Genomic DNA, 24,813 nt, shown 5'->3' on the forward strand with positions numbered 1-24,813 from the left:
AAAGAGGCTGTCCCAAAAGTAAACTTTGGAACACCCTCTCCAACAAAATAGGATGATATTTGTAAAAAAAGAAGGAGCTAAGCGGGCTGTTTTCGCTTAGCTCCTTCTTTTTTGGAGTCTACGGCGGCTTTCTTAAGCAAATTGTGGGCAAGGGAAAGCCAGCCGACCTCCAGACTTACTTTTTGTAAGCCTCGAAGCAGAAACCTTTTAAAGCCTCGGTTGTTCTTCATATCGCCAAACACAGGTTCCGGCTCGATCATGCGCCTTACGGCCAAGGCATAACCTTCTTCACTGCGGAGTTTTTGCCTTGCCTGGCTCTTTAACCGCAAATACTTCATACTAACTTTGATCTCACGATCACCCTGGGCTTGTGTACACTGCGGCTTTAACGGACAACCCTCGCAGCCGGAGCTTCGGTAATGTCGGTATTCGATTTCATACCCACTTTCTGTTTTCTCCTTACTCCCTCTCCGGAAATGGAGCGTTTGCCCAGCCGTGCATGTCCATGTATCTTGTTCGCTGTTATAGGTCCAATTGTCGATTTTACTAATATCCTTTTGCCATGCCTTACTCTTTTCGCGGTGATAGGTGCTGTATTTGACGATGGCTTCGACTTCATTTTGCTCCAGGTAGTCATAATTCTCTTCACCACCATAGCCCGCATCGGCGATGACGGTGCCCGGGAGCTTTCCTAACTGCGATTTTAACTTTTCAAGATGCGGGATGAGGCAGCGCGTATCGGTCGGGCGCTGGTGTAAACTGTAACCGACAATAAATTGATTTTCGGTGCCGATCTGCACATTGTATCCCGGCTTGAGTTGACCATTTCGCATGTGGTCTTCTTTCATTCGCATAAATGTAGCGTCAGGGTCCGTTTTGCTGTAGCTGTTTCTAGTACCTAAAATTGCTTGTTGTGTTTCGTACTTTTGAAGACGCGGAAGCAAGTCCTTACGGAGGGTGCGCACCGCCTTCTTGAGCGGCTTGTCTTTCGGTTTCTCCCGCAGGCGCTCTTCCAATTGCTTGACTGCTTGCTCCAGCTTCTCACTGGTCATAGTAGAGGACTCACCCAGCTCGAGAAGATCCCGACCTTCGTGAATTCCTTCTTCTTGCTTCTCCGCTTCCTCAATGGCTTCAAATAGGGTCTGGACTTTCTCCTGAAGCTTGGCTTTATGCTTCACCATAGCCTTCCCCCAAACAAACGTATATCGGTTGGCATTCGCTTCAATCTTAGTGCCGTCTACAAAATAATGCTCCAACTGTATGTAGTTCTCCTCTGCCAGAAACTGAAGAACGGCAGTAAACACAGTCTCCAGTGTGCTTTTCATTCGTTCTGATCGAAATCGGTTGATGGTACGGAAGTCTGGGCGCTGACGACCCGCGATCCACATAAACATGATGTTTTCGCGGACAGCTTTGGCGATCTGGCGAGAGGAATAGATGCGCTGTGTGTAGGCGTAAATGATAACTTTGGTGAGCATTTTAGGATGGTAGCTGTCTCGTCCGCCTCCAGGGTAAGACGGGTCGAAGATAGCGTCGTCGAGACGATTTACGGCGGCGTTAACCACGCGAACGAGATGATTTTCGGGGATATCCTCTTCTAAATCCATTGGTAAACAGAGTTGATCCATGGTATATTGAATGTACAAAAGAAACCTCTCCTTTTGGGTAATGGTTGGTGGTACTTCCATTTTACCAAAGAGTGGTTTCTTTTTGTTTGACAAACTAAAAGAGGTTGCCCCTCAGTCATCTATGATGACTTTTGGGACAGCCTCTTTCTTTTACTTTGAAGAGCTTATGTAAATGGCAGGATGTCATACTAATACGGCATCCCCCCGCCCGCTCAAGATATCCCCCCAGAAAAATCTAACGGCTACCATAGCCGCTATTTTGCGGGAAATCGCCTTTTCTGAGTTCTAACGGAAGTGAGCGACCTTATTTGCAACTATTTGGTAAATTATGGATGACTTTACGGAAATAGCGGCTCCTACGACCGTTAGAATTTCCAAACCGCCACTTTTCATTAAATAGCGTTTACTGCGTCCGTTAGAAGGCTCGACAGTTAAAAGACGGTCGCAGTTAGCAAGCCGATCCTCTGAGTCCAGCGGGCCGGCACGCTCAGAGGATTGACTCCGCTCTGCTCAGTCATTCCATCCAATTCCACGCAATGAGAGCTTCTCCCCCGTGACCTTACACGACCATTCTATGTCCCAGAGAGAAGAGACCTCCATCAGCATGGAATTCTTCGACATGATAGAGGGCTCCTCACGGACGTTAGGCTGTCTTTTAACGTTTAGGCGTAATCCACCGGAATTGCTCCACCGACAATCCGAACTGGCGCAGCCCTTTAATGCTTACATGAAGTCGGTCGAATACGACCTCACTGTTGCTTTCGTTAAGCGTATATTTTTTCCCATCGACAGCAAGTTGAAATCCGGACTTCTCCTTCTCTACCTTCCCCCCCAAAGCCTCCGCTAGCGGAGTCAACGGAAGCCAGGTGTCATTATTCACGTCGGTGTAAGCGTAAGGGAGCGAAATGGCGCGGCCATTAACCGTTATGCTCGCTTCATAAACCGTTTCTTCTTGTACCTCAATAGCCGGAATCTCTGCGGGATCGATATTCGGTTCACGTTTTGGCGGGACGACCGTCTTCATCACAGGAAGAGGTTCCGTATTCTTGTAAAACGATTCGATTTCCGCTTGCCCTGCCTTGTGTACGCGTCGGTTGGCCAAATTCAATACATAGGATTTCCGCATAGGCTCGTTATAGGAAATAAGCAGCCGGTTTCCTTTGGCGTCGTAATCCTCCAGCTTGGCCAAGGCGATCCGCTCCACCTTGTTCTTGGCCGGATTGAGGATCACGATTTCGCTTTGCTTCTCCGATTCACTGTACCACTGCACCAACAATCGGTTATCCGGAAGCCATTGGTGCCACATGGACTTCCAAGTTTCATGCCATTTTCGCGATTCTCCGGTTTTCATATTTTTGATATAAAGCGTGTAGTTATTTCTTAGCTGGCTGCTGAGGTAGGACTTCTCCAAAGAAATACCGAACTTGCCGTCCGGGGAAGATTCGTATAAACGCTGACCGGTCACCCGATCGGTAGAAGGGTCATACACAGTAGTTATCAAACCCTTTTGCACCTGATTTTGTCCCAAATAAAACTTGCCGGATTGCTCATCGGGAAAAATATCCCCGTACTTTTCAGGCAAAGCGTGCCAGCTTCCTTCCTTATCAACAAACAGCACCCGGCCTTCCATCGGACCGTTTCTCCAGGTTCTTGCGTTATAGTAGTCCCGTCCCGTTTGTTTATCGGTAAAGACCGGCTCAATCTGCCATCCTTCATCGGACGCCGCGGAAGCGGAAACCGTAAATAAGCTGGCGGCCGAAGACAGGACCAGCCCAAACAGTAGCAAACATTTTAAAAACAGTTTTTTTTGCATTGACTCTCATCCCTTACTTTCCCTTGTGAATTTTTTACAGCCTACTTCATATAGACGGCTTTAACCTGGGGAAAGTTTCTAAACGAGCCATGAAACCAGGAATCTAACGGACGCCATAGCCGCTATATCGGCAAAAAACGCTCTTTCCGAAATCTAACGGACGTATTAGCGCCTATTTCCCTCCATCTCCATCAAAATGGTCGATAACCGCTTAAATAGCGGCTGCTATTTCCGTTAGATCTTGAAATTGGCCTTTTGTGCGGGAATAGCGGCTATTATTTCCCTTAGAATATTTTCGTCGGGACGCGTTACGCTTTGCTTTAAACTATAAAACGCTCCCTCATGCTCCAGGCTCCGCAATGGCCACCCAATGTCCGGGAACGATCTCTCGCAATCGGGCACGCTCCACATTGTAGAGGTCTTCTCCCGAAAACTCCCGCAGCGGGTCCCTCCTTTTTTGAGCCTCGGATTTGGGATCGGGAAGCGGAATCGCCGAAAGCAGCGACTTCGTATAGGCATGCAGCGGATTGGAGTACAGCTCCCCGCTCTCCGCCAGTTCCACGATTCTGCCCCGGTACATCACGGCAACGCGGTCGCTGATATGCTTGACCATGGACAGATCGTGCGCGATGAACAAATACGTGAGCCCAAGCCGCTGCTGAAGCTCCTCCAGCAGCTGTACGATTTGCGACTGGATCGACACGTCGAGCGCGGAGAGAGGTTCGTCGCAGACGATAAACTTGGGATCCACGGCCAGCGCCCGAGCGATTCCAATCCTTTGGCGCTGGCCCCCGGAGAATTCGTGGGGATACCGTTCCGCGCTGGAAGGATCCAGGCCGACCTGATCCAGAAGCTCCTCCACCCGTTTTCTCCGTTCTCCCCGGCTCCCGGTCAGCTTATGTACGTCCAGCGCTTCCCCGATAATATCCAGAACTTTAAGCCGGGGATTCAAGGAGGCGTACGGGTCTTGAAAGATGATCTGCATATGACGGCGCAGCGTCTTCATCTCCGCCCGCGTCATCCGATTTACCGACATGCCGCGATATAGAATCTCCCCGCCGGTCGGCTGGTGAAGACGGAGGATCGCGCGCCCGGTCGTGGATTTGCCGCTCCCCGATTCGCCGACTACGCCCAAGGTTTCCCCCTCGCGGATCGAAAAGCTGATATCGTCGACCGCCTTCAGCACTCTGCCGCGTCCCAGATCGAAGTGTTGCCTTAGCGATTTCACCTCGATCAGCGGTAAGTCGGAATCAGCGGTTTCCCGGCGAAGAGGCGCAGCCTTCGCCTTCTTCGGCTCATGCAGGCGAGGCAAAGCATGCAGCAGCTTCCGGGTGTACGGATGGGACGGATGCGCAAAAATTTGCTCCGTTGTTCCCGTCTCGACCACTTCCCCATCCTTCATGACCACGATGCGATCGCACATCCCGGCAACCACCCCGAAATCATGGGTAATCAGAAGAATCGAGGTCCCCAAACGCCGCTGCATACTCTTCATCAGGTCGAGGATTTGCGCTTGGATTGTCACATCGAGGGCGGTGGTCGGTTCATCCGCGATCAGCAAAGCCGGGCGGCAGGCCAACGCGATCGCAATCATAACGCGCTGGCGCATGCCTCCGGAGAATTCATGGGGATATTGATCATATCTTGTTTCGCTGTCCCGGATTCCCACCCAATTCAGCATTTCGAGCGCCTGCCCTTTGGCTTCCTTTGCCGATAGATTTCGGTGTTTCATCAGACTCTCGGAAATCTGTTCTCCGATTTTCATCGTCGGGTTTAGCGAAGACATCGGGTCCTGAAAAATCATGCCCATCTCCCGTCCCCGGATGCTTTCCATCTCTTTTTCCGAGTAGCCGGCCAAATCTTTGCCCATAAACAGGATCCGGCCCTCTTTGATTTCCGAGTTTGCGGAAGATAACAAACGCATAATGGCGCGGGCGGTCACGCTCTTTCCGCTTCCCGATTCCCCCACGATTCCCAGCGTTTCTCCCTTCCCCACTTCAAAACTGACACCCCGGACAGCCTGCGTCTCTTGATGCCGGTTTAAGAAGGATACGGATAAACTGCGAACTTGCAATAACGGTTCCATTGTCACACCTGCCAATTCTACAATTCTAAAATTTTGAAACAAATTTAGTAATTGACATAAAAAACACCCTAAAATAATATATACTATATCGATCGGAATAATGCAATTTTTGACAGACAAGGAGGCTTGCGAGCCGTGGAAATCGCGAAAGATCCCCAAATGCATATTCAAAAAAATCCCAGGTTATCACGCCGGATCGGCACAACCTTCGAAAAAATGCTCTTGACCCCCGCGTCCAAGTATCTGCTGCTTGTGCTGGGCGCTCCGGTTGCTCTTTTTGTGCTCGGCTTATTCCTATACCGCAGGCGAAGCGATCCCTATAACTTGCTGCGGAAAGAGGTCGAAACCGAACTGCTTGCTTCGGGTCTCAAAGCAAAACTGAAAATGGAAGCCGTCGGCCAATTGGAACGGAAACATCATTTCTTCGGACGAACGGTCAGCCGGGATCGAACGGAACGGGAAGCCGAGAAAATTTCCCTAGAGCTGTTTCTCCAGCAGGTCCGGGAAGAAACCGAAGTCAGACTTGCGCGGAAAAACCTGACACGAGTGAATTATTTTCAAACTTTTCAAAGTCTGCTGGGTGACCCGCTATTTCTGGTGCTGACGTTTATCCCCGGAATTCTGATGTACATATGGATCTTTTTGCACAGTCAGCCTTATCTTAAATTCGTATTTGACCGGTTGGTGATGAGTCTGTTCGTCATCCTGGGGGTTTCGGTGCTCGTGTTCACGCTGCTTCACCTTTCGCCCATGGACCCCGCCGCGAATATTCTCGGAGAAACGGCCACGGACGAGCAAATTCGGCACTTTAACCAGATATACGGCCTGGATCAACCGTACCTTGCCCAACTTTGGAACACCTTGAAAGGCATCGTTACCTTCGATCTCGGCAAATCGTTCTCGGGCAACGAGCAGGTCACGGCAACCATCGCACGCAAGTTTCCCGTTACGCTGACGCTGACACTCATATCGCTGGTCTTCGCCGTGTTGATCGCCGTACCGGCCGGGATCCTGGCGGCGGCCAAACGAAACTCTTTCTGGGATTATTCCTTCATGTTTATCGCGTTGATCGGCTTGTCCATTCCGAATTTCTGGCAGGGGCTCATTTTTATCTTGAATTTTTCGATCAAGCTCGATTGGCTCCCGGCCACCTTCAATCCGCAAAACGCGCTGTCATACATCATGCCGACGATTGTGCTTGGAACGGGGCTTACCGCCGCTGTCGCCCGAATGACCCGCTCCTCCATGCTCGAGGTCATTCACGAGGACTATATCCTTACCGCCAAGGCGAAGGGACTCGGCAGGCGGCAAGTTCTGTTAAAACACGCGGCGCGCAATGCCGTCATCCCCGTCGTCACCGTCATCGGCTTGCAGTTTGGCGGGATGCTGGGCGGCTCGGCCGTGACGGAAAAAGTGTTCAATATCAGCGGGATCGGCAGCTATATCGTGGATAAACAGTTCATTCCCGACATCCCCAGTATCTTGGGCGGCGTTATCTATACGGCCATTACAATTTCACTGGTCAATGTCATCGTCGATATTTTGTACGCCTTTACCGATCCGCGGATCCGAACCAAGATGAAACAACAGTAAAGCAGGTGAAACCATGACCAAAACAAGCTTGAAATCTTCTGCGGATTACAGGGATGCGGTCTTCTCCGGCATTGCGTCCTTGATCTTGACGGTGATTTTGCTGGTAAACAGCTTTGATTTCTCTAACCGGAGCCTTAAATCTCCGGGATTTATCCTATTTCTGACCTACTTTTTCTTCACTTTGCTGCAGGCCGTCATCATTTTAGGTGTTCGCAGAGATCTGCTGCGGCGGGGGAGCCTGCAGCGATTGACGAGAGTGCTCGGATTCATTCAGCTATTCAGCCTGTTTTCGGGGAATTTGTTTACCGCCGTAGCAGCCTTTCATATGGTGAAGGTGCGCAAAAGCACGGAGTACACGCTGGCCGTCTATTCCTTTTTGACCGGTGTCTTCGTGATCGCGATTTCCGCTCTGAACCTGTTTAAGCCCTACGTTTCTGACACCTTCCTTCCCGCCATGTTCGGTTTGGTTGCGGTGTCGCTGATTCACTTGGCTAGCCTGCTGATTGTCGCCAAGTACGCCGGCGGCGAGCAAGCGCCTCGATGGCTTGTATGGCCCGCCGTCCTGCTTATCCTCAGCTCCCTGACGGGCAATTTGTTCGCTCTGCTGCTCGGGGTCCAACTCCTGAGCCGAGTCCGCGGCGCGGGAAGATTCTCCCGGGGCAAATGGGAGGAAATCCGGGAAAAGCTCACCGCCAATTCTACCGCGATGCTCGGGATGTTCTTTATCGTCTTTTTGTTCTCCTTGTCGGTTTGCAGTTATTTTACTTTTGACTATGCGATGGCGACGGAGAACAATTACGCCGCGATTCTGCAGCATCCGAGCTTGGCCTACCCGCTCGGGACGGACAATTTCGGCCGGTGCCTCTTCTCCCGGATCGTATTCGGGGCGAGAATCTCCTTGATCGTCGGCCTGATTTCCACCGCCATTCCCGTCGTGGTTGGCGGGATTTTAGGAGCCGTTTCCGGGTATTACGGGCGGCATACGGACAATATCATCATGCGCTGTCTGGATGTGCTGTACGCTATTCCCGGCATCCTGCTGGCCATTGCGATTATCGCCGCTTTTGGCGCCAATACGGTCAACCTGATCCTGGCGCTGAGCATCGGCTCGATTCCGACCTATGCAAGAACGATGCGCGCCAACGTCATGATCGTATCCACCTTGGAATATGTCGAAGCGGCAAGGGCCTTGGGCACCGGTGACCGGGTGATCATTTTTAAGCATATCGTTCCCAACTCCCTGGCCCCCATGATCGTTAAGGCGACCCTGACCATCGGCACCGCCGTCATTTCGACCAGCAGTCTCAGCTTTCTGGGGCTGGGCGTTGAACCGCATATTCCGGAATGGGGCCACATCCTGAAGCTCGGCAGCACCTATCTGGAGTCCCACTCCTACCTGGCGGTTTATCCCGGGCTGGCGATCATCGGCCTGGTTCTGGCATTCAACTTTTTCGGAGACGGCCTCAGGGACGCTCTGGATCCGAAACTTGGCTAAAGCCGGGTTATCGACCGCTTGATTTAGCTTGATCCGTCCGGATGCTTTTCATTTTTCCCCATGAAAAATGAATTCATATATAAATTCATATAAGTTGAACTAAAGAATTAGCAATCGGCAAGAGTGTGAAACGATTCTGGAGAAGCGTAGCGCTCGCCTTTGTGACTGGATTTCTACCTTAATAAATTTAATTAAGAAATCTGGGAGCAACAGCGATCGGAAGAACATTTCACACGGCTGCCTTACATGCAAATCAATAGTTCATATTATATAGAAGTGTGAGGAGGAACCAACCTATGAAAAAAAATGTGATATTAACCTTATTGATGGCCGTCGCCCTGATCGCCGGCGGGTGCTCGGTCCAAACCAAGTCCGAGGTCGCGGACAAACCGAAAGACGCCGAAACGGAGACGGTGACCGATCCTTCCCCCATTGACATCGAGCTGTTGGGCATGAGCTCCAATGAATCGGATCTGAATATCATCCGGGATCAGTTAAGCAAGAACGGGTTTAACGTCAAACTCAACATTCAGCCGGACTACGGCAGTTATAAGGCTCAGCAGGACGCCGGAAATTACGATATCGCCCATTCCAGCTGGACGACGGTGACCGGGAATCCCGACTATGCGGTCAGGTCCCTGTTCAAAACTGGGGGAGACTACAGCATTTTATCCGATCCCGAAATCGATCAGCTCATCGACAAGGCCGCCACGGAAACGCCGGAGCAGTTTAAAGAAACCTATAAACAGCTGGAGCAGCGCCTCGTTTTCGACAAAGCCTATATCGCTCCACTCTATATTTCTTTGAAAAGCCAGGCCGTGAACAAGGACATCTTGAATCCCGATACCGTCAGATTGTCCAAATCCCGGGCATTGGCTTGGGAGAGCATTGATTTTAACGATACGTCCAAACGGGATAAGGAGCCCCTCATCCTGACCCAATCGGCTTCGGTCTTGACATCCCTCGACCCGATCAAGGGGAACGACGGTTCGATTAACCAGTTAAACACCAACATGTATGTCCGGTTAATCAATCTGACCGATGACGACAAGATCACCTCCGACGGATCGCTGTCCCATAACTACAGCATCGCCGAGGGGAATTCCGAGTACTATTTCCTGCTGCGGGACGATATCAATTTCGCCAAAATCAACAACAAAAAAGCCGTCGACACCGGCGAACGCGTGGGGGCGGACGATGTGATCTTCTCCCTCAACCGGGCCAAGGACAAAAATTCCGTTCCGGATCACCGCACGTACAGCTTGCATGAACATATTAAAACCGTGGAGCCTGTCACGGATCTGGCGGCTTTGGAAAGCACCAAGCCGGCCGCGGGCGGCGGGACCGTCAAAGAAGCGCTGGAAGCGGGGCTGGGGACGAAAATCAAACAGCTCGTCACGGACAAACGGGAAGCCGACAACAAGGCCGGGAAATATCAGGTAGTCAAATTAACCACCACCGAGCCGTTCCCACAGGTGCTGAACTATCTGGCTCACCAGTCCGCGGGGATCGTGTCGAAGAAACAAGTGGAAAGCATCAACACGTATGATGTGGCAACGTTTGACATAAATAAGGATATTCCTTACGGGGATCAGAATACGGTCACAGAAGGAAGCCAGTACAACAACAAGCTGTACGCGAGCGGCCCCTACATCCTGTCTTCCAAGAACGATTATGAAGGCGTATTTTACAAAAACCCGGGATACCGCAAGGGAAGCGAATACGAACCGAAAATTTCGACGGTGAAAGTCCGCTTTATCGCGGATGCCGACAGCGCTTTGTCCGCGTTGCGGAGCAGCGAAATCCACCTCTACTACGGTGTGCCGGAAACCAAATATGATTTGGTCAAAGGCGACGGCAAGCTCAAACTGCAAACGATAGAAAGCAATGGCGTCACCTATTTGCTCTTTAATACGGGGAACCGGGAGGTTGCCAAAAACGAGGACTTGAGAAAAGCGGTGCTGTACTCCATTAATCAGGACGAAATTCTGGCCTTTTACAACGGCAATAAAATCAAGGCCGTTTCGACCGTTAGCCCGCTCGTGAAAACCGGAAACGAAGTGACCGCCGATCCGGCGAAAGTCAAGGAATTCCTGGGCAAATACAAAGCGGGCAAATAGCGGGGATTATCTGGGACTATAAAGACTGCTCCTCCATCAGCGTTGATGGGGGGCAGTCTTTTTTGACGGAAAAATCTATATTCTGTCCACTCTTAATGCCGGCGGGTCCCCGGTAACGAAAGCTTTCCCCAACTCAGGGTCGGCGTATCCCAGTTCCAGGACAGCGGCGAGGCGCTCTTTCTCCCCCACGCCGAAACCCCGGTTTAACTCCGCGTCGTAAAACCATTCGTGCATGGTCCATTTGACGCCGAGCCCCTTCTCTGCGGCAAGCAAAACAAAATTTTGCACCAGACAACACACTGCGGCAAAGTCTTCCTTCCGTTTATGCGGATCCGCATCCTCCTTCATGACCACAAGAAGATACGCGAAAGCCGGATTCTGCAATCCCCGATTCAGTCTGCCCTGCTCACGGTCCGCATAGATAAATCTCCAAGGCTCCCGAAGCCCGTCATTGGGAGCCCAGACCGCGTCATTCAGCAACTCCAGCACCCGTTCACTGGAGACCTCTCCATCTTTATACAAATGTTGTGTTACCGGCGACGGATACCGTTCCATCCCGTCCCTCCTTTCGCCCTCTATAGAGCGTGCAGTATTTATCCTTCATATATGGTCCATTTTTGTTCGGCAGGTGTACGAGGCCGTGCTTTCGGGGGTTTATCGAAATATCCGATATGCAGGATCCCCGCCACCCGCTCGTCTTCCCCGAGGCCGATCCTGCGAAAGAAAGTCTCATTTTGGATTATCGGCTCCGTATCCCAAAGCATGCCCAACCGCTTCTCCCAGCCTAACAGCTGGAAGGTCTGCATGATTCCGCAAACCGCGGCGTAATTGCGTTCACTGCCGAGTTTGTCTGCGGGATCGACTTTAAATATCACCACCAAATGGGCCGGAATCGAGACGAACCGCTTTTTCATGCCTTCCTTCAAACGGGCGGGGAGCAGTTTCCCCCACCCGGTTCCCGTCGCTTGCTCCAACATAGCGTCGGCGAGACGCATGTTGGAAGCCGGATTATCGGCGAGCTGGCAGCGCCAGGAAACCGGGATTCCCAACGGATTCCACCTCGCCGCTGTCTCCAGCAGTTCCAGGATCAATTCTCCGGATACCGGTTCGCTGTTAAACTTACGGATGCTTCTCCGTTCCCGAACAAATCGGGCAATGCCTGCCGGAACGGAATGCTTCTTCTCCTCCGTCATGGGTTCGCTCCCTCCGCCATTCTTTGACCCAATTCCATACTGTAATCCAGTAAGAAGCGCTGTATGGTTCTCAGTTCCCCCTCGGTATACTGGTCCAGGAATCGGAAAAAACGCGCCTTCTCCTCTTCATGCAGCCGCAAGTGCAGGCGATAGATCTCCTTCCCGGCCGGAGTCAGCCGAAAATAAGCCTCTTTTTTGTTGTCCTTCAGTTGGGTTCGCGTCACCAACCTCTCTTCCAGCAGTTTGCCGGTTATTTTGGTGATGCTTGCCTTGGACAACTCCATCTTCTCCGAAATCGCCGTGCTGTTTATCGGTTCATGGCGGCCAATGCAATCCAGGACATGAACGGCGGTGATGTTCAGAGCAAATGACTCGATATTTTCCAACTGGCAAAGCTTTTGGAAATCGACGATTTCCGTTTCCGAGAAGCGCTCATGTTGGTGAAGAAACTTTAAATAACCTTCGTGGAGTTGTGATTTAATGCTAAGGGTCGATTCCACAGGCATCCCCTTTCGTATCAATGTAATAATTTGATTTACTTATAAATACACCATATAAAAAGTGAATTCCGGTTAAATCAATAATATTGTTTATACGTTAACAATAATAAATTATCCTTTTCATTTTTTCAACCATCTCTCTTTACTATTGCTCATCTATCTGTTATATTATTTGTATAACAGTTATAACAACGAAGGAAGGAGGATTCTCTTGATCATTGAGCTTGATTTACAATCGGAGATCCCCATTTATACTCAATTGGTAAACCGGATTATCGAGGGAATCGCCAGCGGGCAACTGCAGCCGGGAGAACCGCTGCCGTCCGTTCGGAATCTGGCCTCCGATATCGGGATCAATCTCCATACCGTCAACAAAGCCTATACGCTGCTCAAACAGGACGGCTATATCCAGGTTCACCGTCAGCGCGGCGTCGTCATTCATCCGGAAGGCATGCCCCCCGTCACGCCTGAATTTGCGGAGAAGCAGCAAAGCGCACTGCGGCCCATCGTTGCCGAAGCCATCTGCCGGGGGATCCAGCGGGAGGACCTGCTCCAGCTCGTCAGCACCCTGTATCACGAAATCAAACAACCCGATGAGGTGAATTAATCATGCAAACTCTGTCCGTCATGCTGCTCGTACTCATGTTGCTGCCGGTTGTATTTTCTCTCTCCTTTATGCCTTATTTAACCCGAGAGACGATCAGCTTCGGCGTTACTGTCAATGAAGAAACCTATCGCAGCGAACCGCTGCGCCGGATGCGCCGGGCTTACGCTACGCTTAGTCTAAGCCTGTACGCCGTCCTGTTCCTCGCCTGTCTCCTGGGCGTGCTCCGATTCGGCGGAGCCGAGGCCCAATTCACGATCTTCGCGATCGGCATAGGCATTATGGTCGTGATTTCGATCGTGCTCAACATCGTTTTTCACTTAAATATGAAAAAGCGGCTTCCGTCCCTGCCTTCCACGCCGGCTGAAAAAAGCAAAGTCGTGATCGACACGGGGTTCCGCCGGAACAAATTGACCTGGTCCAACGCCTGGTTTCTCGTCCACGCCGCGATCATTGCGGGATGCGTCCTGCTCACATTGGCCAATTACGATGCCATTCCCGACCAAATCGCCATGAAATTCGATTTTGCGGGGAATGTGACCCGGTTTGCCGACAAAACGATGCTGACCGCCCTTTTTCCGAATTTCATGCAAGTGGTTATGACGCTTCTGTTCCTGTTCATCAATTGGAGCATTAACCATAGCAAGCAGCAAACCTATGCCGGGGATCCGGAGCGATCCGTACGCCAAAGCACGTTGTTTCGCCGCAACTGGTCGTTGTACACCCTGATTTCCGGGCTGGCTATGGTCCTGTTGTTCTCGTTCATCCAGCTTAATATGCTGTATCCGATGGACACGGATCTCATCATGCTGGTCAGTTTGGCGGTTCCTGTCTTTATCGTTCTGTTTGCAGCCATCCTCTCCTTTATCACGGGGCAAGGCGGCAGCCGCCTCGGACGAAAACAGGGGCCTTCCGCGGTGCAGCCGGCCAATGACGACCGCTACTGGAAGCTGGGCGGTTTATATTACAACCCGCAGGACCCTTCCATCTTTGTGGAAAAAAGAATGGGCATCGGCTGGACGCTCAATTTCGCCCACCCGGTAGGGTGGATTATTCTCGGAGGCGTGCTCATCGTCATAGCCGTGGCCGCCATAATTTCGGGTTAATCCTTTACGGATTCACTTTTATAGAGTTTCACTATGTACAGTCATAAGGAGGAGAAACGATCCATGTCGAAAAAAAACAACTCACTAAAAACGGCGACTACCATCACTTTGGCGCTTAGTTTGTCCCTGCCTGCGGCTTCGGCCTTAGCCGACGCCCCGGCAAGCGCTTCCCGGAGCGGGACCGCTCTGGTTCCCGTGAGAGAGACGGCGGTCCGCCTCGGTGCGGCAGTCGATTGGAACCAGGCCGAGCAAACCGTAACGGTCACCAAGGGAGGCCATACTTTGACTTTCCGGATCGGCCAGAAAGAGGCCTTGCTTGACGGTAAGCCGATCGCGTTGCGTGAATCCGTCCGTGTAGTCTCCGGGCACACACTGGTCGACGCCGCCGCCCTTGCCGAGGCGTTCCAGGACGCGAAGGCAACGAGCGAGGATCCGGCCGACGCTTTCATCGCGAAGCTCCAAGCCGGCCAAGGCGCCGAAGCCGCCAAGCTGCTCAGTCCCACCCTGGCTCCGGCTCTTCCGGCCGAGCTGCTGGGCCAGGTGTGGGGCAGCTATGAAAAATTGTTCGGAGCGGTGAAGCCGAACCCCTCCCGCTCCGCAAGCTCCAACGCGGTGCATCGCAATGTCGCCTATACCTTCCAGGCGACCGTTCCGTTCAGTTTCACGGTCCGTTTGAACGAGGCGGGGCAGGTCGACGACTTCTATGTAGCGGGCGTGACGCCTTCCACCTACCGGAAGCCGGCCTATGACAACGCCGCGCTATATACCGAGCGGGAAGTCAAAATCGGCGAAGGCGCCATGGCCCTTCCCGGCACGCTGACGCTTCCGGCCGGCGGCGAAGGCCCGTTCCCGGCCGTGGTGCTGGTGCACGGCTCCGGTCCCCACGACCGCGACTCCACGATGGGCGGGGCCAAGCCTTTCCGCGACCTGGCCGTAGGGCTGGCTGCACAGGGCATCGCTGTCCTGCGGTACGACAAAGTGACCTATGAGCATACCGCCAAAGTGTCGACGGATGCGAAATTCACTCTGAAGCGGGAGACCGTGGATGACGCCATTTCCGCGGTTAAGCTGCTGAAGAACACCGCCGGCGTCGATGCCTCGCGCATCTATGTGGCCGGACATAGCCAAGGGGCGTTCGCGATGCCGATGATCGTAGACGCGGACAAGGACGGCAGCATCGCCGGCGCGATCCTTTTGTCCGGGCCAAGCGGCAAGTTCGCCGATCTGCTTGCGCTGCAGCAAAAGGAGTTGGTCTCCCGCGTGAAGCAATCCGGCATGGACGCCGCACCTTACGAACAGCAAGCGGCCCAATACACCGCGATTGCCGACATGGTGAACGACCCGAAATATACGGTCGACAACCTGCCCAGCCAATTCCCGCTGCAGCCGGCTTACTGGTGGTTCGAGCAGAAGAACTACGTTCCGGCCGAACTGGCGAAAAAACAGACCGGACCTTTGCTGATTCTTCAAGGGGAGAACGACTGGCAAGTTCCGGTCAGCCAGCTGGAAGGCTGGAAACAAGCGCTCAAAAACCGCAGCGGTGTCGAGTACAAATCCTACCCGAAGGTCAATCACCTGTTGGCCGAGTTTGACGGGATTTCCACGGGAGCGGAATATGTCCAACCTAACAATGTAGCGAAAGTTATCATCGACGATATGGCGGGTTGGATCAAGAAAACCAAATAGATGGCGTAAAATATAACAAGGCTGCCGTACGGCAGCCTTGTTATATAGGTTGAGCTATTGATTTGCATATTAGCCAGCGGTGTAAAGAGTTCTTTTCACACTCTTGACCTGTAACTAATGGTTTGGTTCGAATTAAAGGGAATTCTTCCCGTTAATTTGGTACATATGCGGCTGAAGAGGCGAATTAGCTGGACAACCTCCCGTTAATTCGCCTGAAATTGTGTATATCGGCAATAGGGCCGCGAAATAGATGGAGCTTTTCCAGCTAAATCCGATCGAGGGGCCAAGAAGCGGTACATTAACGGGAAATTTTACCGTTAATGATGCAAACTCCGACGGCGGGACTTTATATCTATAGTTGTGGATGTTGGCAACGTATATCCGAAACCCTATTACCTCCTTGCCCAACGCCAATTCTTTAGTTCAACCTATATAGAAGGTTTTTATGGCAGTTAAGCCTTGAAGCAAACCGCAATCTCCTCAGCCAGAACCGCCGGGGCCATCACGACGGCCGAGTGGTCCTGACCGGCCAATACGCGATACTGCGCGTTCGCCAGCAGTTCGACGAGCGCTTTGGCAGAACTGTGCAAAAACGAAGGGGAATTTTCACCGCAAAGCACATGAACGGGAACATCCACGTTCCAGCGTCCCTTAGGCAAAGGCTGCCCCGATTGAGTATTGCCCATGACCATTCCATCATAAGCCAGCGTATGGGCAAGTTGTTCCATGCCCTTCCAGGAAGGGTCGGCTTTCATATACTCCACAAATTCGCCCGGCACGCCTACCGCCTGTGTTAAAAAATACTCCACCGCCTCGCTCCGATCACCGGCATCCGCCAATCGGTTCAGGTGCTGCACATAGTCGCTAGGCACCGGAGTTCGGCCGTCATCGACAATAAACGGCGGTTCGTATAAACAGACTCCGTCGATCCCCTCCTTCAATCGGCTTGCCGCCTCAAGGGCCAATACGGCGCCTGACGAGCTGCCGAAAAGCAGGGCCGATCCGCCCGACTCCGCAATTAATGCCTGAATGTCCTCCACTTCACGTTCGACCGCATAGGAAGCCGCATCCGTACTGCCGCCTCTTCCCCTCCGATCATAGTTGTAAACCGTAAAGTGTTCTCCCAGCCGTTCCGCCAGCTGTCCCGCATCCCGGTGATCCGCGGCTGCGGCGGCCACCAGGATCAGAGCCGGTCCTTTCCCTTGCTTGTCATAGGCGATTTGGATGCCGTCTTTGGAAATAACATGGTTCATATATAAATTCCTCCTTATTTACTTTTCGCTAAAATGATCCTCGAGACGGTTTATCGTCTCTTGGTAACCTTCGATCATGCCCATGGCTTCCGCCTTCTCCAGTTCCTCGGCTTTTGAAAATTGCGTAGTTATCGTAAGCCGCGTTCCCCCGGTCTCTTCTTCAAACGTAACGAGGGTAGGCATTTCGCTCCCCTTCACGACATTCCATTCCCGGTCGGTGAAGGAATCGATATAGGCAAGCCGGATCGGTTCGCTTATTTCGCTATATGTAGCCAGACAATAAGCCGTATCCCCGTTTCCGTCTACGGGAGAAAGACTATAACGCCATACCCCTCCCGGCCTTACATCCATTTCATAAACCCGGGCAGCGAAGTTGCCGGGGCCCCACCAATGGACGATATGCTCGGGCCTAGTCCAGCCCAGCCAAACCAACTCCCGCTTCACGGGCAAAAAACGTTCGATAATCAGCCTCCTTCGCTTCTTGTCTTTAATGACCACGGTCTTTCTACTTCTCAAGTACACTTCCTCCTTAAAGGTTGTTGAGCAAAAATCACGCTACTCCTTTCCTTGAATTCGGGTTAAGTAATCCTCTAGATGGTCGAGACGTTCTTCCCACAAGCTGCGATACGAATCGAGCCAAGTGTCCAGCTCCTTAAACGGCTGCGCTTCCAGACTATAAATCCGCTGCTGCGCCTGCCGACGGACACTTACGAGGCCCGCTTCGCTTAAAATCCGCAAATGGCGGGATACCTGAGGCTGGCCCATCTTTAGCTCCTCTACGATGTCGGTAACCGAACACGGGCCGTTCTTCAGCAGCTCTATGATGTTAAAACGGTTAGGCTCGGCAAGAGTCATCAAAGTAAGTTGCATTGTAGAAGTATTCATAACACGAATATACACCAGAAAATATATACATGTAAATATATATATTTTCTAAAAAATATCCCCCTTCGACAGTGCTAACCATGCTATCGAAGCGGAATACCGCAATTAAATCTTCTATGAAATTTAAGTATGAATCATCATGCCCATCTCCCGGGCCGCTTCAATCAGAACCGGAGCCATCTCCTCCAGGGTTTGGGGGGAAAGGCGGCTGACCGGTCCCGAAACCGATAAAGCGGCCGCTACCCGGCCGTTTCGGTCAAAAATCGGCGCAGCGACCGCGGCAGCCCCAGGTTCGCGCTCCTCGTAGCTGGTCGCATACCCGGCGCGTCGAATCTCCTCCAGCTGGGACATATACGCCTCGCGGTCGACCGCGGCCGGCCAGTCCGGGCTGTCCAGCACGGCGCGCACAACTGCGTCCTCGGCGTAGGCGACCAGCACCTTGCTGGAGGCGCCGACGAAGAGCGGCAGCCGGGCGCCGACCTGGGCGACCCTGCGGATGGCCTGATTGCTCTGCACCGCCTGGATCCGCAGTCGGTCGGTGCCGTCCCGCAAATACAGGCTGACCGTCTCCCCGAGCCGGTCGCGCAGCCGTTCCATTTGCGGCAGCAGCAGGATCGCGGGATCGTCATTGTGGGACAAATGCGCGGACAGCTCCCAGATTTTCAGGCCGAGCCGGTATTTGTCCGTCGCCGGGTTGCGGATGACGAAGCCTCTCTCCTCCAAAGTCGTGAGCAGCCGGTGCACCGTGCTTTTATGCAGCCCGATCGCTCCGGCAATTTCGCTTAAGCCCAGATCGCTGTCCTTCGTAAAGCACATTAATATATCAAGCGCCCTCTCCACGGCGCGAACCGTCAATTTACGGTCCTCCATCAGGACCCCCTCCTTACGTTTCACTCCGTGAAACACGGTTACATAAATTATAATGAAGGGCACGGGAATCCGTCAACGCGTCCGCAGCCAAATATCCCCGTCTCATTGACACAAAGAACAACACGACTTACGATATTTTTATGTAATTCGTTCGTATTCGACATTTTCCGATTGTCCGAGCAGACATAGGGTTATGTATTTTATTGAGGTTTCCGCTGCATAGAATAAAAAAATGCGATTCGACGAGGAGGGGAGACCATGAGCCCAAGCAGCCGCAGCGACCTTCCCGTGCGTGCAGGCTTTAAAGAAAACAAGAAAAAAGCGGCCCCTGCGCTCGAAATCAAACATATTCGATTAAAGCATGTGATCGTCGCCCTGCTCCTATCGGTTTTATTTTTCCTGATATTCTGCTTCGTTTCCCTGCACGGCTATATCGCCTGGGTGCTGTCGAATCCGACCGTGGCCCCTTTATATTCCAACCCGAAGCTCTCCAAAAATCTGGAGTATGTGGACGTGGCCTTCCCCGCCGCCGATGGCAGCCGAATAGTGCAGGGCTGGTACATTCCCGCCGGGGACTCCGCCAAAACGATCGTGTTCAGCCACGGCTATGGCGCGAACCGGGAGGAAGCGTGGATTCCAATGTATGATCTGGCCCATTACGCCCATAGTCTGAACTTCAATGTGCTGATGTTCGACTACGGCTTTGCCGCCCAGAGCAACCGGGAAGTCGCCACGGGAGGCAAAAAGGAAGCCCAGCAGCTGCTTGGGGCCGTTCAGTTCGTGAAGCAGCGCGGCAATCAGGAGATTATCGTCTGGGGCTTCTCGATGGGGGCCGGGACCGCCCTGCAGGCGGCCTTGACCAGCAAGGACATCGACGGCATGATCCTGGACAGCACCTTCCTTCTGGAACCGGACACCATGTATCACAATATCCGTCAGCATATCGACCTGCCCCGCCATCCTTCGCTGGAGATCATCGGGCTGCTGTTGCCCGTGCTGAACGGCACGAGCTTGCATCAAATTCCGTATACGGACGTCAAGTCGGCGGATTACCCGTTCCCTACGCTGTTTATACACGGAACCGAGGATGAGAAGGCCCCTTATCCGATTGCGGAAAAACTGGCGGAAAACCAGTCCAACCCCGCGTCCGGCGTATGGATCGTAAAAGGTTCGCATCATGAGCTGATTTTCCGTGAGCATCCCAAAGAATACTTGCGCCTTGTATCCACCTTCCTTAGCCGGGTAGGCAAGGAGCAAAGCCCGGCCAAAACCGGGCCCGTTACGAATTAGCATAGGCCAAACCTCCTGCGGAATAGACTGTTACCATGATATTTTCCGAGGAGGTTTACCCTGATGCTGTTCGTATACGGGCCTTATTTGCCTGTCCGGATTCTCGAAGAGATCCGGTTTTGGAAGGAGCAGGAAAACGAGCATACCGATGTCATCAAAGCCATCATTCCCGGTCTGGAGCCCATTTTCGTCAAGCTGCTGGACGAGTGGAAACAGGTTTTCGCGGCTACCCAGGAAGGGGCGGACCGCCTGCTGCAATATGCGCTCTCCTCCAAGGAGGCGGCATGCGATCCCCGGTTGATCCGGGAAACGGAGCGGATTCTGGAGGTGTCCTTCCGCCAGTCCCGGGAATTTATCCGGCAACTGTACTATCTTCTCGATCAAAGCGCAGCCGCCAAAGTCGTCCCTCTGGCCAAAACGGTACTGCTGCACATTATCCGCGAATCGGAGTATTTCCTCGGCGTATTGGAGACGCTCAACCGCCCGGGACAAATCGCCAGCAGCATGGCCGGCGCTCCGCCGTTTCTCGACCCTTATCGCCAGGAAGAATCCGCACAGACTTCTACTGGGGCCCTTTCGGCAGCCAGTGCTTCCCTATCGTCCGGAGCCGGCCTTTCTTCCCTGTCCCCGGTGGCTCCGGACGAACCGGCCGACCGCAGCGAGCCGGCGGGAGACGCGGGTGACGTTGAAGGGACGCTGCGCCCGACGGCCAATCCCGTCCCGATCGGCAAACACACCCTCCCCCCGCTCCCGTACCCGTACAATGCGCTCGAGCCTTATATCGATGAAGCCACGATGCGAATCCATCATGACAAACACCACAAAACCTATGTCGACGATCTGAACAAGGCGGAGCTGAAGCTCCAGGAAGCCCGTAAAACCGGCAATTTTGATCTGGTTAAACATTGGGAACGCGAGCTGGCGTTTAACGGAGCCGGACACTATCTCCACACGATTTTTTGGGATACGATGAATCCGCAGGGCGGCGGTCGGCCGGAAGGCCCGCTGCTGGAACAGATCAAGCGCGACTTCGGCAGCTATGACGCCTTCCACAAGCAATTCTCCAACGCGGCCGAAAAGGTCGAAGGCGGAGGTTGGGCCATCTTAGTTTGGAGCCCACGCAGTCACCGCCTGGAGATTCTGACCGCGGAGAAGCACCAGAACCTGTCGCAGTGGGATATCGTCCCGCTCCTCCCGCTGGATGTCTGGGAACACGCCTATTATCTGAAACATCAAAACCGGCGCAAAGACTACATTACCGATTGGTGGAACGTCGTCTACTGGCCCGCTGTGGCGGACCGCTACGAACAGGCCAAAACCTTGATGTGGCCGCCTTACTGATCCCGTGTCGTTTATCCTCCGAATTCTGGCAAAAAAGGGTTGTCCCCCACGGCGCATGCCATCTGGGAACAACCCTTTTTATAAACGAATGGAACTACTCTTTGATTAAGGACAGAAACTCCGCTCTTGAAGCGGCATCACTCCGAAATGTACCGCGCACGGCCGAAGATACCGTTTTGCTTCCCGGCTTCTTCACGCCCCGGGCGCACATGCAAAGATGCTCGCCTTCCACGACGACCATGACCCCCTGCGGCTTCAGCACCTCGTCCATAATGTCGGCGATCTGCGAAGTGATCCGCTCCTGTACCTGCAAACGGCGGGTAACCGCCTCCACCAAACGGGCCAGCTTGCTGAGCCCGGCGATTTTGCCGCTCGGAATGTATCCAATATGCACTTTGCCGAAGAAAGGCGCCATATGGTGCTCGCATTGGCTGTAATAGACGATATCTTTGACAATCACGAGCTCTTCATGATTCTCATCGAACGTCACTCCCAGCACATCGCGGGGATCCACCTCATAACCGCCAAAAATCTCCTCGTACATCCGGGTCACCCGGGCCGGTGTTTCCTGCAGCCCCTCCCGTTCGACGTCCTCTCCGATGAGCTTGAGAATTTCGCGAACATGATGTTCAATCTGCTCCCGGTTGCTGTCCACCCGGGTATTGACGTAATCTTTAATTCCTGACATTTAGCGCCTCCTCCTTTCCGTCCAGCTGATTTCCAGAATGGCCCGCTTACTTCTTTCTGCGTTTCCCGCCAGCAGGCGGCATTTGGCCTTGATTCTTCATCATTTGCTGGGCACGCTGCATCTGCTTGCTGTTCAAATTATATCCCATCTGCTTCGCCATTTTCTGCAGCATCTCCGGATCGCTCTGCATCTTCGTCAGCTGTCTCCGCAAATAAAAGACTCCGATGAGAAAACCGCCGACCAAACCGACGATAAGCGTAATAATAGGAATTACGATATCCATATTGTTAGCCACCCCTGTATCAAAAAATCATGCGCCAAGCCATTCGGCTAGCACACTCAACATATCATAGCATTCAAGGCCAGGCTATTCAAGCAAGAACCGCCTCGATAAACACGGTCGTTTCCGTGGCCAGATCCACTTCCTTGACCTCCATCTCGTCTCCGGTTCCCCTGACGATCCGGACGGCCGGCCGCCCGGGAAGACCACGGTGCTGACGCACCACGACGCCGGTTTCCTTCGTGGATAGACGAACCGAAGTACCGGTCGGATAGACCGATACGATGCGAGTAAACTCCACAAGCACATCTCGATCCAACACCTGCTCGGAACAGGCCATTAACTCCTCGCAGGCCTCGTGGGGCAGCATGACCCGCCCTTTCGCGCCCCCGCCGCCGATCAGGTTGTCGTACATATTGGCAGCGGCGACGATTTTGGCGAACAGATGAATCTCATCCCGCTCCAGGCCTCTCGGGGTCCCCGTCCCGTTCAGGCGTTCATGGTGCTGAAGCGCCGTATGGGCGATGAGCAGATTGAACTCGCGTTTTTGCTTCAAAATTTCATAGCCCAGCCAGGTGTGATGATTCTTGGGATCCCGGGGATCGGCGTTGTCCGGAAGCGGTGTTCCTTTGCCGATATCATGCAGAAGCGCACCGATCGCCAGATCTTTTAGCTGCCCTTGATTCAGACCGAGGTTAAGCCCGATCATCGCCGAAACCAGACATACGTTCACCGCATGCAGATATGCCGCATTGTCCGCCGTGCGAATTTCCGTTAACTGAAGCAGCACATCCTTATGATTCAAAATATCCCGGAGAAGCTGCTCCACGGAAACGCTGATCTTCCGCGGGTTCCATTCCTTGCCTGACCGAACCGCCTGCAGCGTCTCGCTCATATCCTTGAACACCGCCTGCTTCGTCGCTTCGCTGAGCACATCCTCGATCTCGATATCCTCAAAGGCGGAATCCTTAATGTACAGCATCGTAACGCCGATTCTTTTCAGCGTGTTAATCATATAAACCGTCAATTGAATTCCCGCGGATAAAAGTACGGTCCCGTTGGCCGAATATACGGTTTTCCCCAACAGTTGACCCGGTTCGATATCCTCTACGCTGATAAACCTCATGTCTTGTCCTCCCAGGCCTAGATCACGACTCCTCGAGTTTGGCGCGAGCGGACTCCAACCGCTCCAGCACATCAGGGTCGGTTTCCTTTTCGGCCGCGCGTTTGATCCCCGTCAGCGCCTCATCCCCGCCAATCCGGCTTAACGCCCAGGCGGCGGTTCCGCGCAGAACCGGTCTCGGATCGTGCATCATGATATCTATTAATTTCGGCACGGAGGTGCTATCTTTGAAGTTCCCGAGCGCAATCACCGCGTTCCGCTGAATCGGCTTCTTGCCGCGCCAGGCGGCGGCGCTATTGCCGAACCGCTCCTTGAATTCCCGGTTGCTTATATCGAGCAGGGGCAGCAGCAGCGGTTTTACCGTTTCCGGATCGGGCTGCAGCTCGGGGCGGTGGTTCCAAGACTTCCCTTTATTTTTTGGGCAGACCACCTGACAAGTATCGCAGCCATACAGGCGGTTCCCGATCTTGACCATAAATTCCTCTTCCAAAAACCCTTTGGTCTGCGTCAAAAATGAAATACACCGCTGCGCATTAAGCTCACCAGGCCCCACCAGCGCGCCTGTCGGGCACGCATCCAGACATTTGGTGCATTCGCCGCAGTCCTCCGTAACCGGGGTATCCGGGCGGAACGGGATATTAGTGATCAGCTCCCCCAAGTAAATCCAGGAGCCGTATTTCGGCGAAATAATCGCGCAGTTTTTACCATGAAATCCGATCCCTGCCCGCTGGGCCACAGCCCGGTCCGAGAGCGCCCCGGTATCGACCATGCTTTCGATCCGCGCGTCCGGAACCCGCTCGGTGATGAACGTCTGCAATTTGGCCATCGCCTGTCTCAGAACCTGGTGATAATCCTGTCCCCAGGCCGATCGGGCCAGGATCCCCCGGCGTTGCCCCGGCTCCGACTTCGGCGGGTTTTCCATCTTGGACGGATAAGCCACCGCGATCGCAATCAGCGAAGCCGGCTGCTCCAGCGAGAGCTCCGGATAAATGCGCTTGTCGATATCCGGTTCCTCAAAGCCGGATTCATATCCTTTTTCGCGCCGGTCCAGCAGGATCGATTTCAGCGACAAAAAAGGGTCTGCCGACGCAAACCCGATTGTGTCGATCCCCAGCGATGGCGCGGCCTCCTGAATCTCGCGCTTCAACGCATCCCAGCGGGCATAGCCCGCTCCGGCACCGCCGGCGCTTGTCCTATTTTCGGTCATCGCCATCTCCAGCCTCCTTCTGCTTAAATCATGCTGTATTTGCAATTCCACA

21 protein-coding genes and 1 pseudogene are annotated in these 24,813 nt (G+C 53.2%); 8 read left to right on the plus strand and 14 right to left on the minus strand.

Going from position 1 to position 24,813, the window contains the following annotated elements; genetic code table 11:
- Nucleotides 1-77: 77 nt before the first annotated feature.
- The 3 genes from V4U84_RS14355 to V4U84_RS14365 all read right to left on the minus strand — a co-directional run bounded on the left by V4U84_RS14355 (nucleotide 78) and on the right by V4U84_RS14365 (nucleotide 5,527).
- Complete coding sequence (locus tag V4U84_RS14355) at nucleotides 78-1,646, minus strand: IS1182 family transposase (RefSeq protein WP_334077428.1); 1,569 nt, start codon at nucleotides 1,644-1,646, stop codon at nucleotides 78-80.
- 637 nt (nucleotides 1,647-2,283) lie between these two features.
- Entirely contained in the window at nucleotides 2,284-3,441 is a 1,158-nt protein-coding gene (locus V4U84_RS14360; protein WP_334074677.1) for a hypothetical protein, read from the minus strand.
- A gap of 340 nt (nucleotides 3,442-3,781) precedes the next feature.
- Nucleotides 3,782-5,527 carry an ABC transporter ATP-binding protein gene (locus tag V4U84_RS14365; RefSeq protein WP_334074678.1) on the minus strand — a complete coding sequence of 582 codons (1,746 nt, stop codon included), beginning with the start codon at nucleotides 5,525-5,527 and terminating at the stop codon, nucleotides 3,782-3,784.
- Nucleotides 5,528-5,686: 159 nt separating this feature from the next.
- Between V4U84_RS14365 and V4U84_RS14370 the strand changes: the two genes are divergently transcribed.
- The 3 genes from V4U84_RS14370 to V4U84_RS14380 all read left to right on the plus strand — a co-directional run bounded on the left by V4U84_RS14370 (nucleotide 5,687) and on the right by V4U84_RS14380 (nucleotide 10,735).
- Complete coding sequence (locus V4U84_RS14370; protein WP_334074919.1) at nucleotides 5,687-7,120, plus strand: ABC transporter permease; 1,434 nt, start codon at nucleotides 5,687-5,689, stop codon at nucleotides 7,118-7,120.
- Nucleotides 7,121-7,133: 13 nt separating this feature from the next.
- Nucleotides 7,134-8,615 (plus strand): ABC transporter permease, encoded by a 1,482-nt coding sequence (locus tag V4U84_RS14375; RefSeq protein WP_334077429.1) that lies wholly within the window; start codon nucleotides 7,134-7,136, stop codon nucleotides 8,613-8,615.
- Nucleotides 8,616-8,911: 296 nt separating this feature from the next.
- Nucleotides 8,912-10,735: an ABC transporter substrate-binding protein gene (locus V4U84_RS14380; RefSeq protein ID WP_334077430.1), complete on the plus strand. Its 1,824-nt coding sequence runs from the start codon at nucleotides 8,912-8,914 to the stop codon at nucleotides 10,733-10,735.
- 75 nt (nucleotides 10,736-10,810) lie between these two features.
- Here V4U84_RS14380 and V4U84_RS14385 read toward each other — a convergent pair whose 3' ends face one another.
- Genes V4U84_RS14385 through V4U84_RS14395 form a run of 3 tightly spaced genes read right to left on the minus strand, consistent with a single transcriptional unit; the run spans nucleotide 10,811 to nucleotide 12,428 of the window.
- Nucleotides 10,811-11,290: a nitroreductase family protein gene (locus V4U84_RS14385; protein WP_334074681.1), complete on the minus strand. Its 480-nt coding sequence runs from the start codon at nucleotides 11,288-11,290 to the stop codon at nucleotides 10,811-10,813.
- A 38-nt stretch (nucleotides 11,291-11,328) separates the two neighbouring features.
- Nucleotides 11,329-11,928, minus strand: a complete 600-nt coding sequence (locus V4U84_RS14390; protein WP_334074682.1) for a nitroreductase family protein — start codon at nucleotides 11,926-11,928, stop codon at nucleotides 11,329-11,331.
- A complete protein-coding gene (locus V4U84_RS14395; protein WP_334074683.1) occupies nucleotides 11,925-12,428 on the minus strand; it encodes a MarR family transcriptional regulator in 504 nt (167 codons plus the stop codon). The genes V4U84_RS14390 and V4U84_RS14395 overlap by 4 nt, the downstream gene beginning before the upstream one ends.
- 211 nt (nucleotides 12,429-12,639) lie before the next feature.
- Here V4U84_RS14395 and V4U84_RS14400 point away from each other — a divergent pair, with 211 nt between their 5' ends.
- The 3 genes from V4U84_RS14400 to V4U84_RS14410 all read left to right on the plus strand — a co-directional run bounded on the left by V4U84_RS14400 (nucleotide 12,640) and on the right by V4U84_RS14410 (nucleotide 15,824).
- Nucleotides 12,640-13,035 carry a GntR family transcriptional regulator gene (locus tag V4U84_RS14400; protein WP_334077431.1) on the plus strand — a complete coding sequence of 132 codons (396 nt, stop codon included), beginning with the start codon at nucleotides 12,640-12,642 and terminating at the stop codon, nucleotides 13,033-13,035.
- A gap of 2 nt (nucleotides 13,036-13,037) precedes the next feature.
- Nucleotides 13,038-14,138: a DUF1648 domain-containing protein gene (locus tag V4U84_RS14405; RefSeq protein WP_334074685.1), complete on the plus strand. Its 1,101-nt coding sequence runs from the start codon at nucleotides 13,038-13,040 to the stop codon at nucleotides 14,136-14,138.
- A gap of 63 nt (nucleotides 14,139-14,201) precedes the next feature.
- Nucleotides 14,202-15,824, plus strand: coding sequence for an alpha/beta hydrolase family protein (locus V4U84_RS14410; protein WP_334074686.1), 1,623 nt, complete (start codon nucleotides 14,202-14,204; stop codon nucleotides 15,822-15,824).
- Between the two features lie 452 nt (nucleotides 15,825-16,276).
- Here V4U84_RS14410 and V4U84_RS14415 read toward each other — a convergent pair whose 3' ends face one another.
- The 4 genes from V4U84_RS14415 to V4U84_RS14430 all read right to left on the minus strand — a co-directional run bounded on the left by V4U84_RS14415 (nucleotide 16,277) and on the right by V4U84_RS14430 (nucleotide 18,832).
- Nucleotides 16,277-17,077 carry an alpha/beta fold hydrolase gene (locus tag V4U84_RS14415; protein WP_334074687.1) on the minus strand — a complete coding sequence of 267 codons (801 nt, stop codon included), beginning with the start codon at nucleotides 17,075-17,077 and terminating at the stop codon, nucleotides 16,277-16,279.
- Between the two features lie 18 nt (nucleotides 17,078-17,095).
- Nucleotides 17,096-17,593 (minus strand): SRPBCC family protein, encoded by a 498-nt coding sequence (locus V4U84_RS14420; RefSeq protein ID WP_334074688.1) that lies wholly within the window; start codon nucleotides 17,591-17,593, stop codon nucleotides 17,096-17,098.
- 39 nt (nucleotides 17,594-17,632) lie between these two features.
- Complete coding sequence (locus V4U84_RS14425; RefSeq protein ID WP_334074689.1) at nucleotides 17,633-17,962, minus strand: ArsR/SmtB family transcription factor; 330 nt, start codon at nucleotides 17,960-17,962, stop codon at nucleotides 17,633-17,635.
- 123 nt (nucleotides 17,963-18,085) lie between these two features.
- Complete coding sequence (locus tag V4U84_RS14430) at nucleotides 18,086-18,832, minus strand: IclR family transcriptional regulator (RefSeq protein ID WP_334074690.1); 747 nt, start codon at nucleotides 18,830-18,832, stop codon at nucleotides 18,086-18,088.
- 258 nt (nucleotides 18,833-19,090) lie between these two features.
- Here V4U84_RS14430 and V4U84_RS14435 point away from each other — a divergent pair, with 258 nt between their 5' ends.
- Nucleotides 19,091-20,122: an alpha/beta hydrolase gene (locus tag V4U84_RS14435; protein WP_334074691.1), complete on the plus strand. Its 1,032-nt coding sequence runs from the start codon at nucleotides 19,091-19,093 to the stop codon at nucleotides 20,120-20,122.
- A 63-nt stretch (nucleotides 20,123-20,185) separates the two neighbouring features.
- Complete coding sequence (locus V4U84_RS14440) at nucleotides 20,186-21,463, plus strand: Fe-Mn family superoxide dismutase (protein ID WP_334074692.1); 1,278 nt, start codon at nucleotides 20,186-20,188, stop codon at nucleotides 21,461-21,463.
- 94 nt (nucleotides 21,464-21,557) lie between these two features.
- On the opposite strand, the gene folE is transcribed toward V4U84_RS14440, so the two are convergent.
- The 4 genes and pseudogenes from folE to queG all read right to left on the minus strand — a co-directional run.
- Complete coding sequence (gene folE / locus V4U84_RS14445) at nucleotides 21,558-22,151, minus strand: GTP cyclohydrolase I FolE (protein ID WP_334074693.1); 594 nt, start codon at nucleotides 22,149-22,151, stop codon at nucleotides 21,558-21,560.
- Nucleotides 22,152-22,197: 46 nt separating this feature from the next.
- Nucleotides 22,198-22,434, minus strand: coding sequence for a YneF family protein (locus V4U84_RS14450; protein ID WP_148455762.1), 237 nt, complete (start codon nucleotides 22,432-22,434; stop codon nucleotides 22,198-22,200).
- 88 nt (nucleotides 22,435-22,522) lie between these two features.
- Nucleotides 22,523-23,557, minus strand: a complete 1,035-nt coding sequence (locus V4U84_RS14455) for an HD-GYP domain-containing protein (RefSeq protein ID WP_334074694.1) — start codon at nucleotides 23,555-23,557, stop codon at nucleotides 22,523-22,525.
- A 28-nt stretch (nucleotides 23,558-23,585) separates the two neighbouring features.
- Nucleotides 23,586-24,767: pseudogene (gene queG / locus V4U84_RS14460) on the minus strand (tRNA epoxyqueuosine(34) reductase QueG); the annotation flags it as partial.
- Nucleotides 24,768-24,813: the final 46 nt, after the last annotated feature.

The sequence above is a fragment of the Paenibacillus sanfengchensis genome (assembly GCF_036864765.1).
In the GTDB taxonomy this organism is placed as follows: Bacteria; Bacillota; Bacilli; order Paenibacillales; family Paenibacillaceae; genus Fontibacillus; species Fontibacillus sanfengchensis.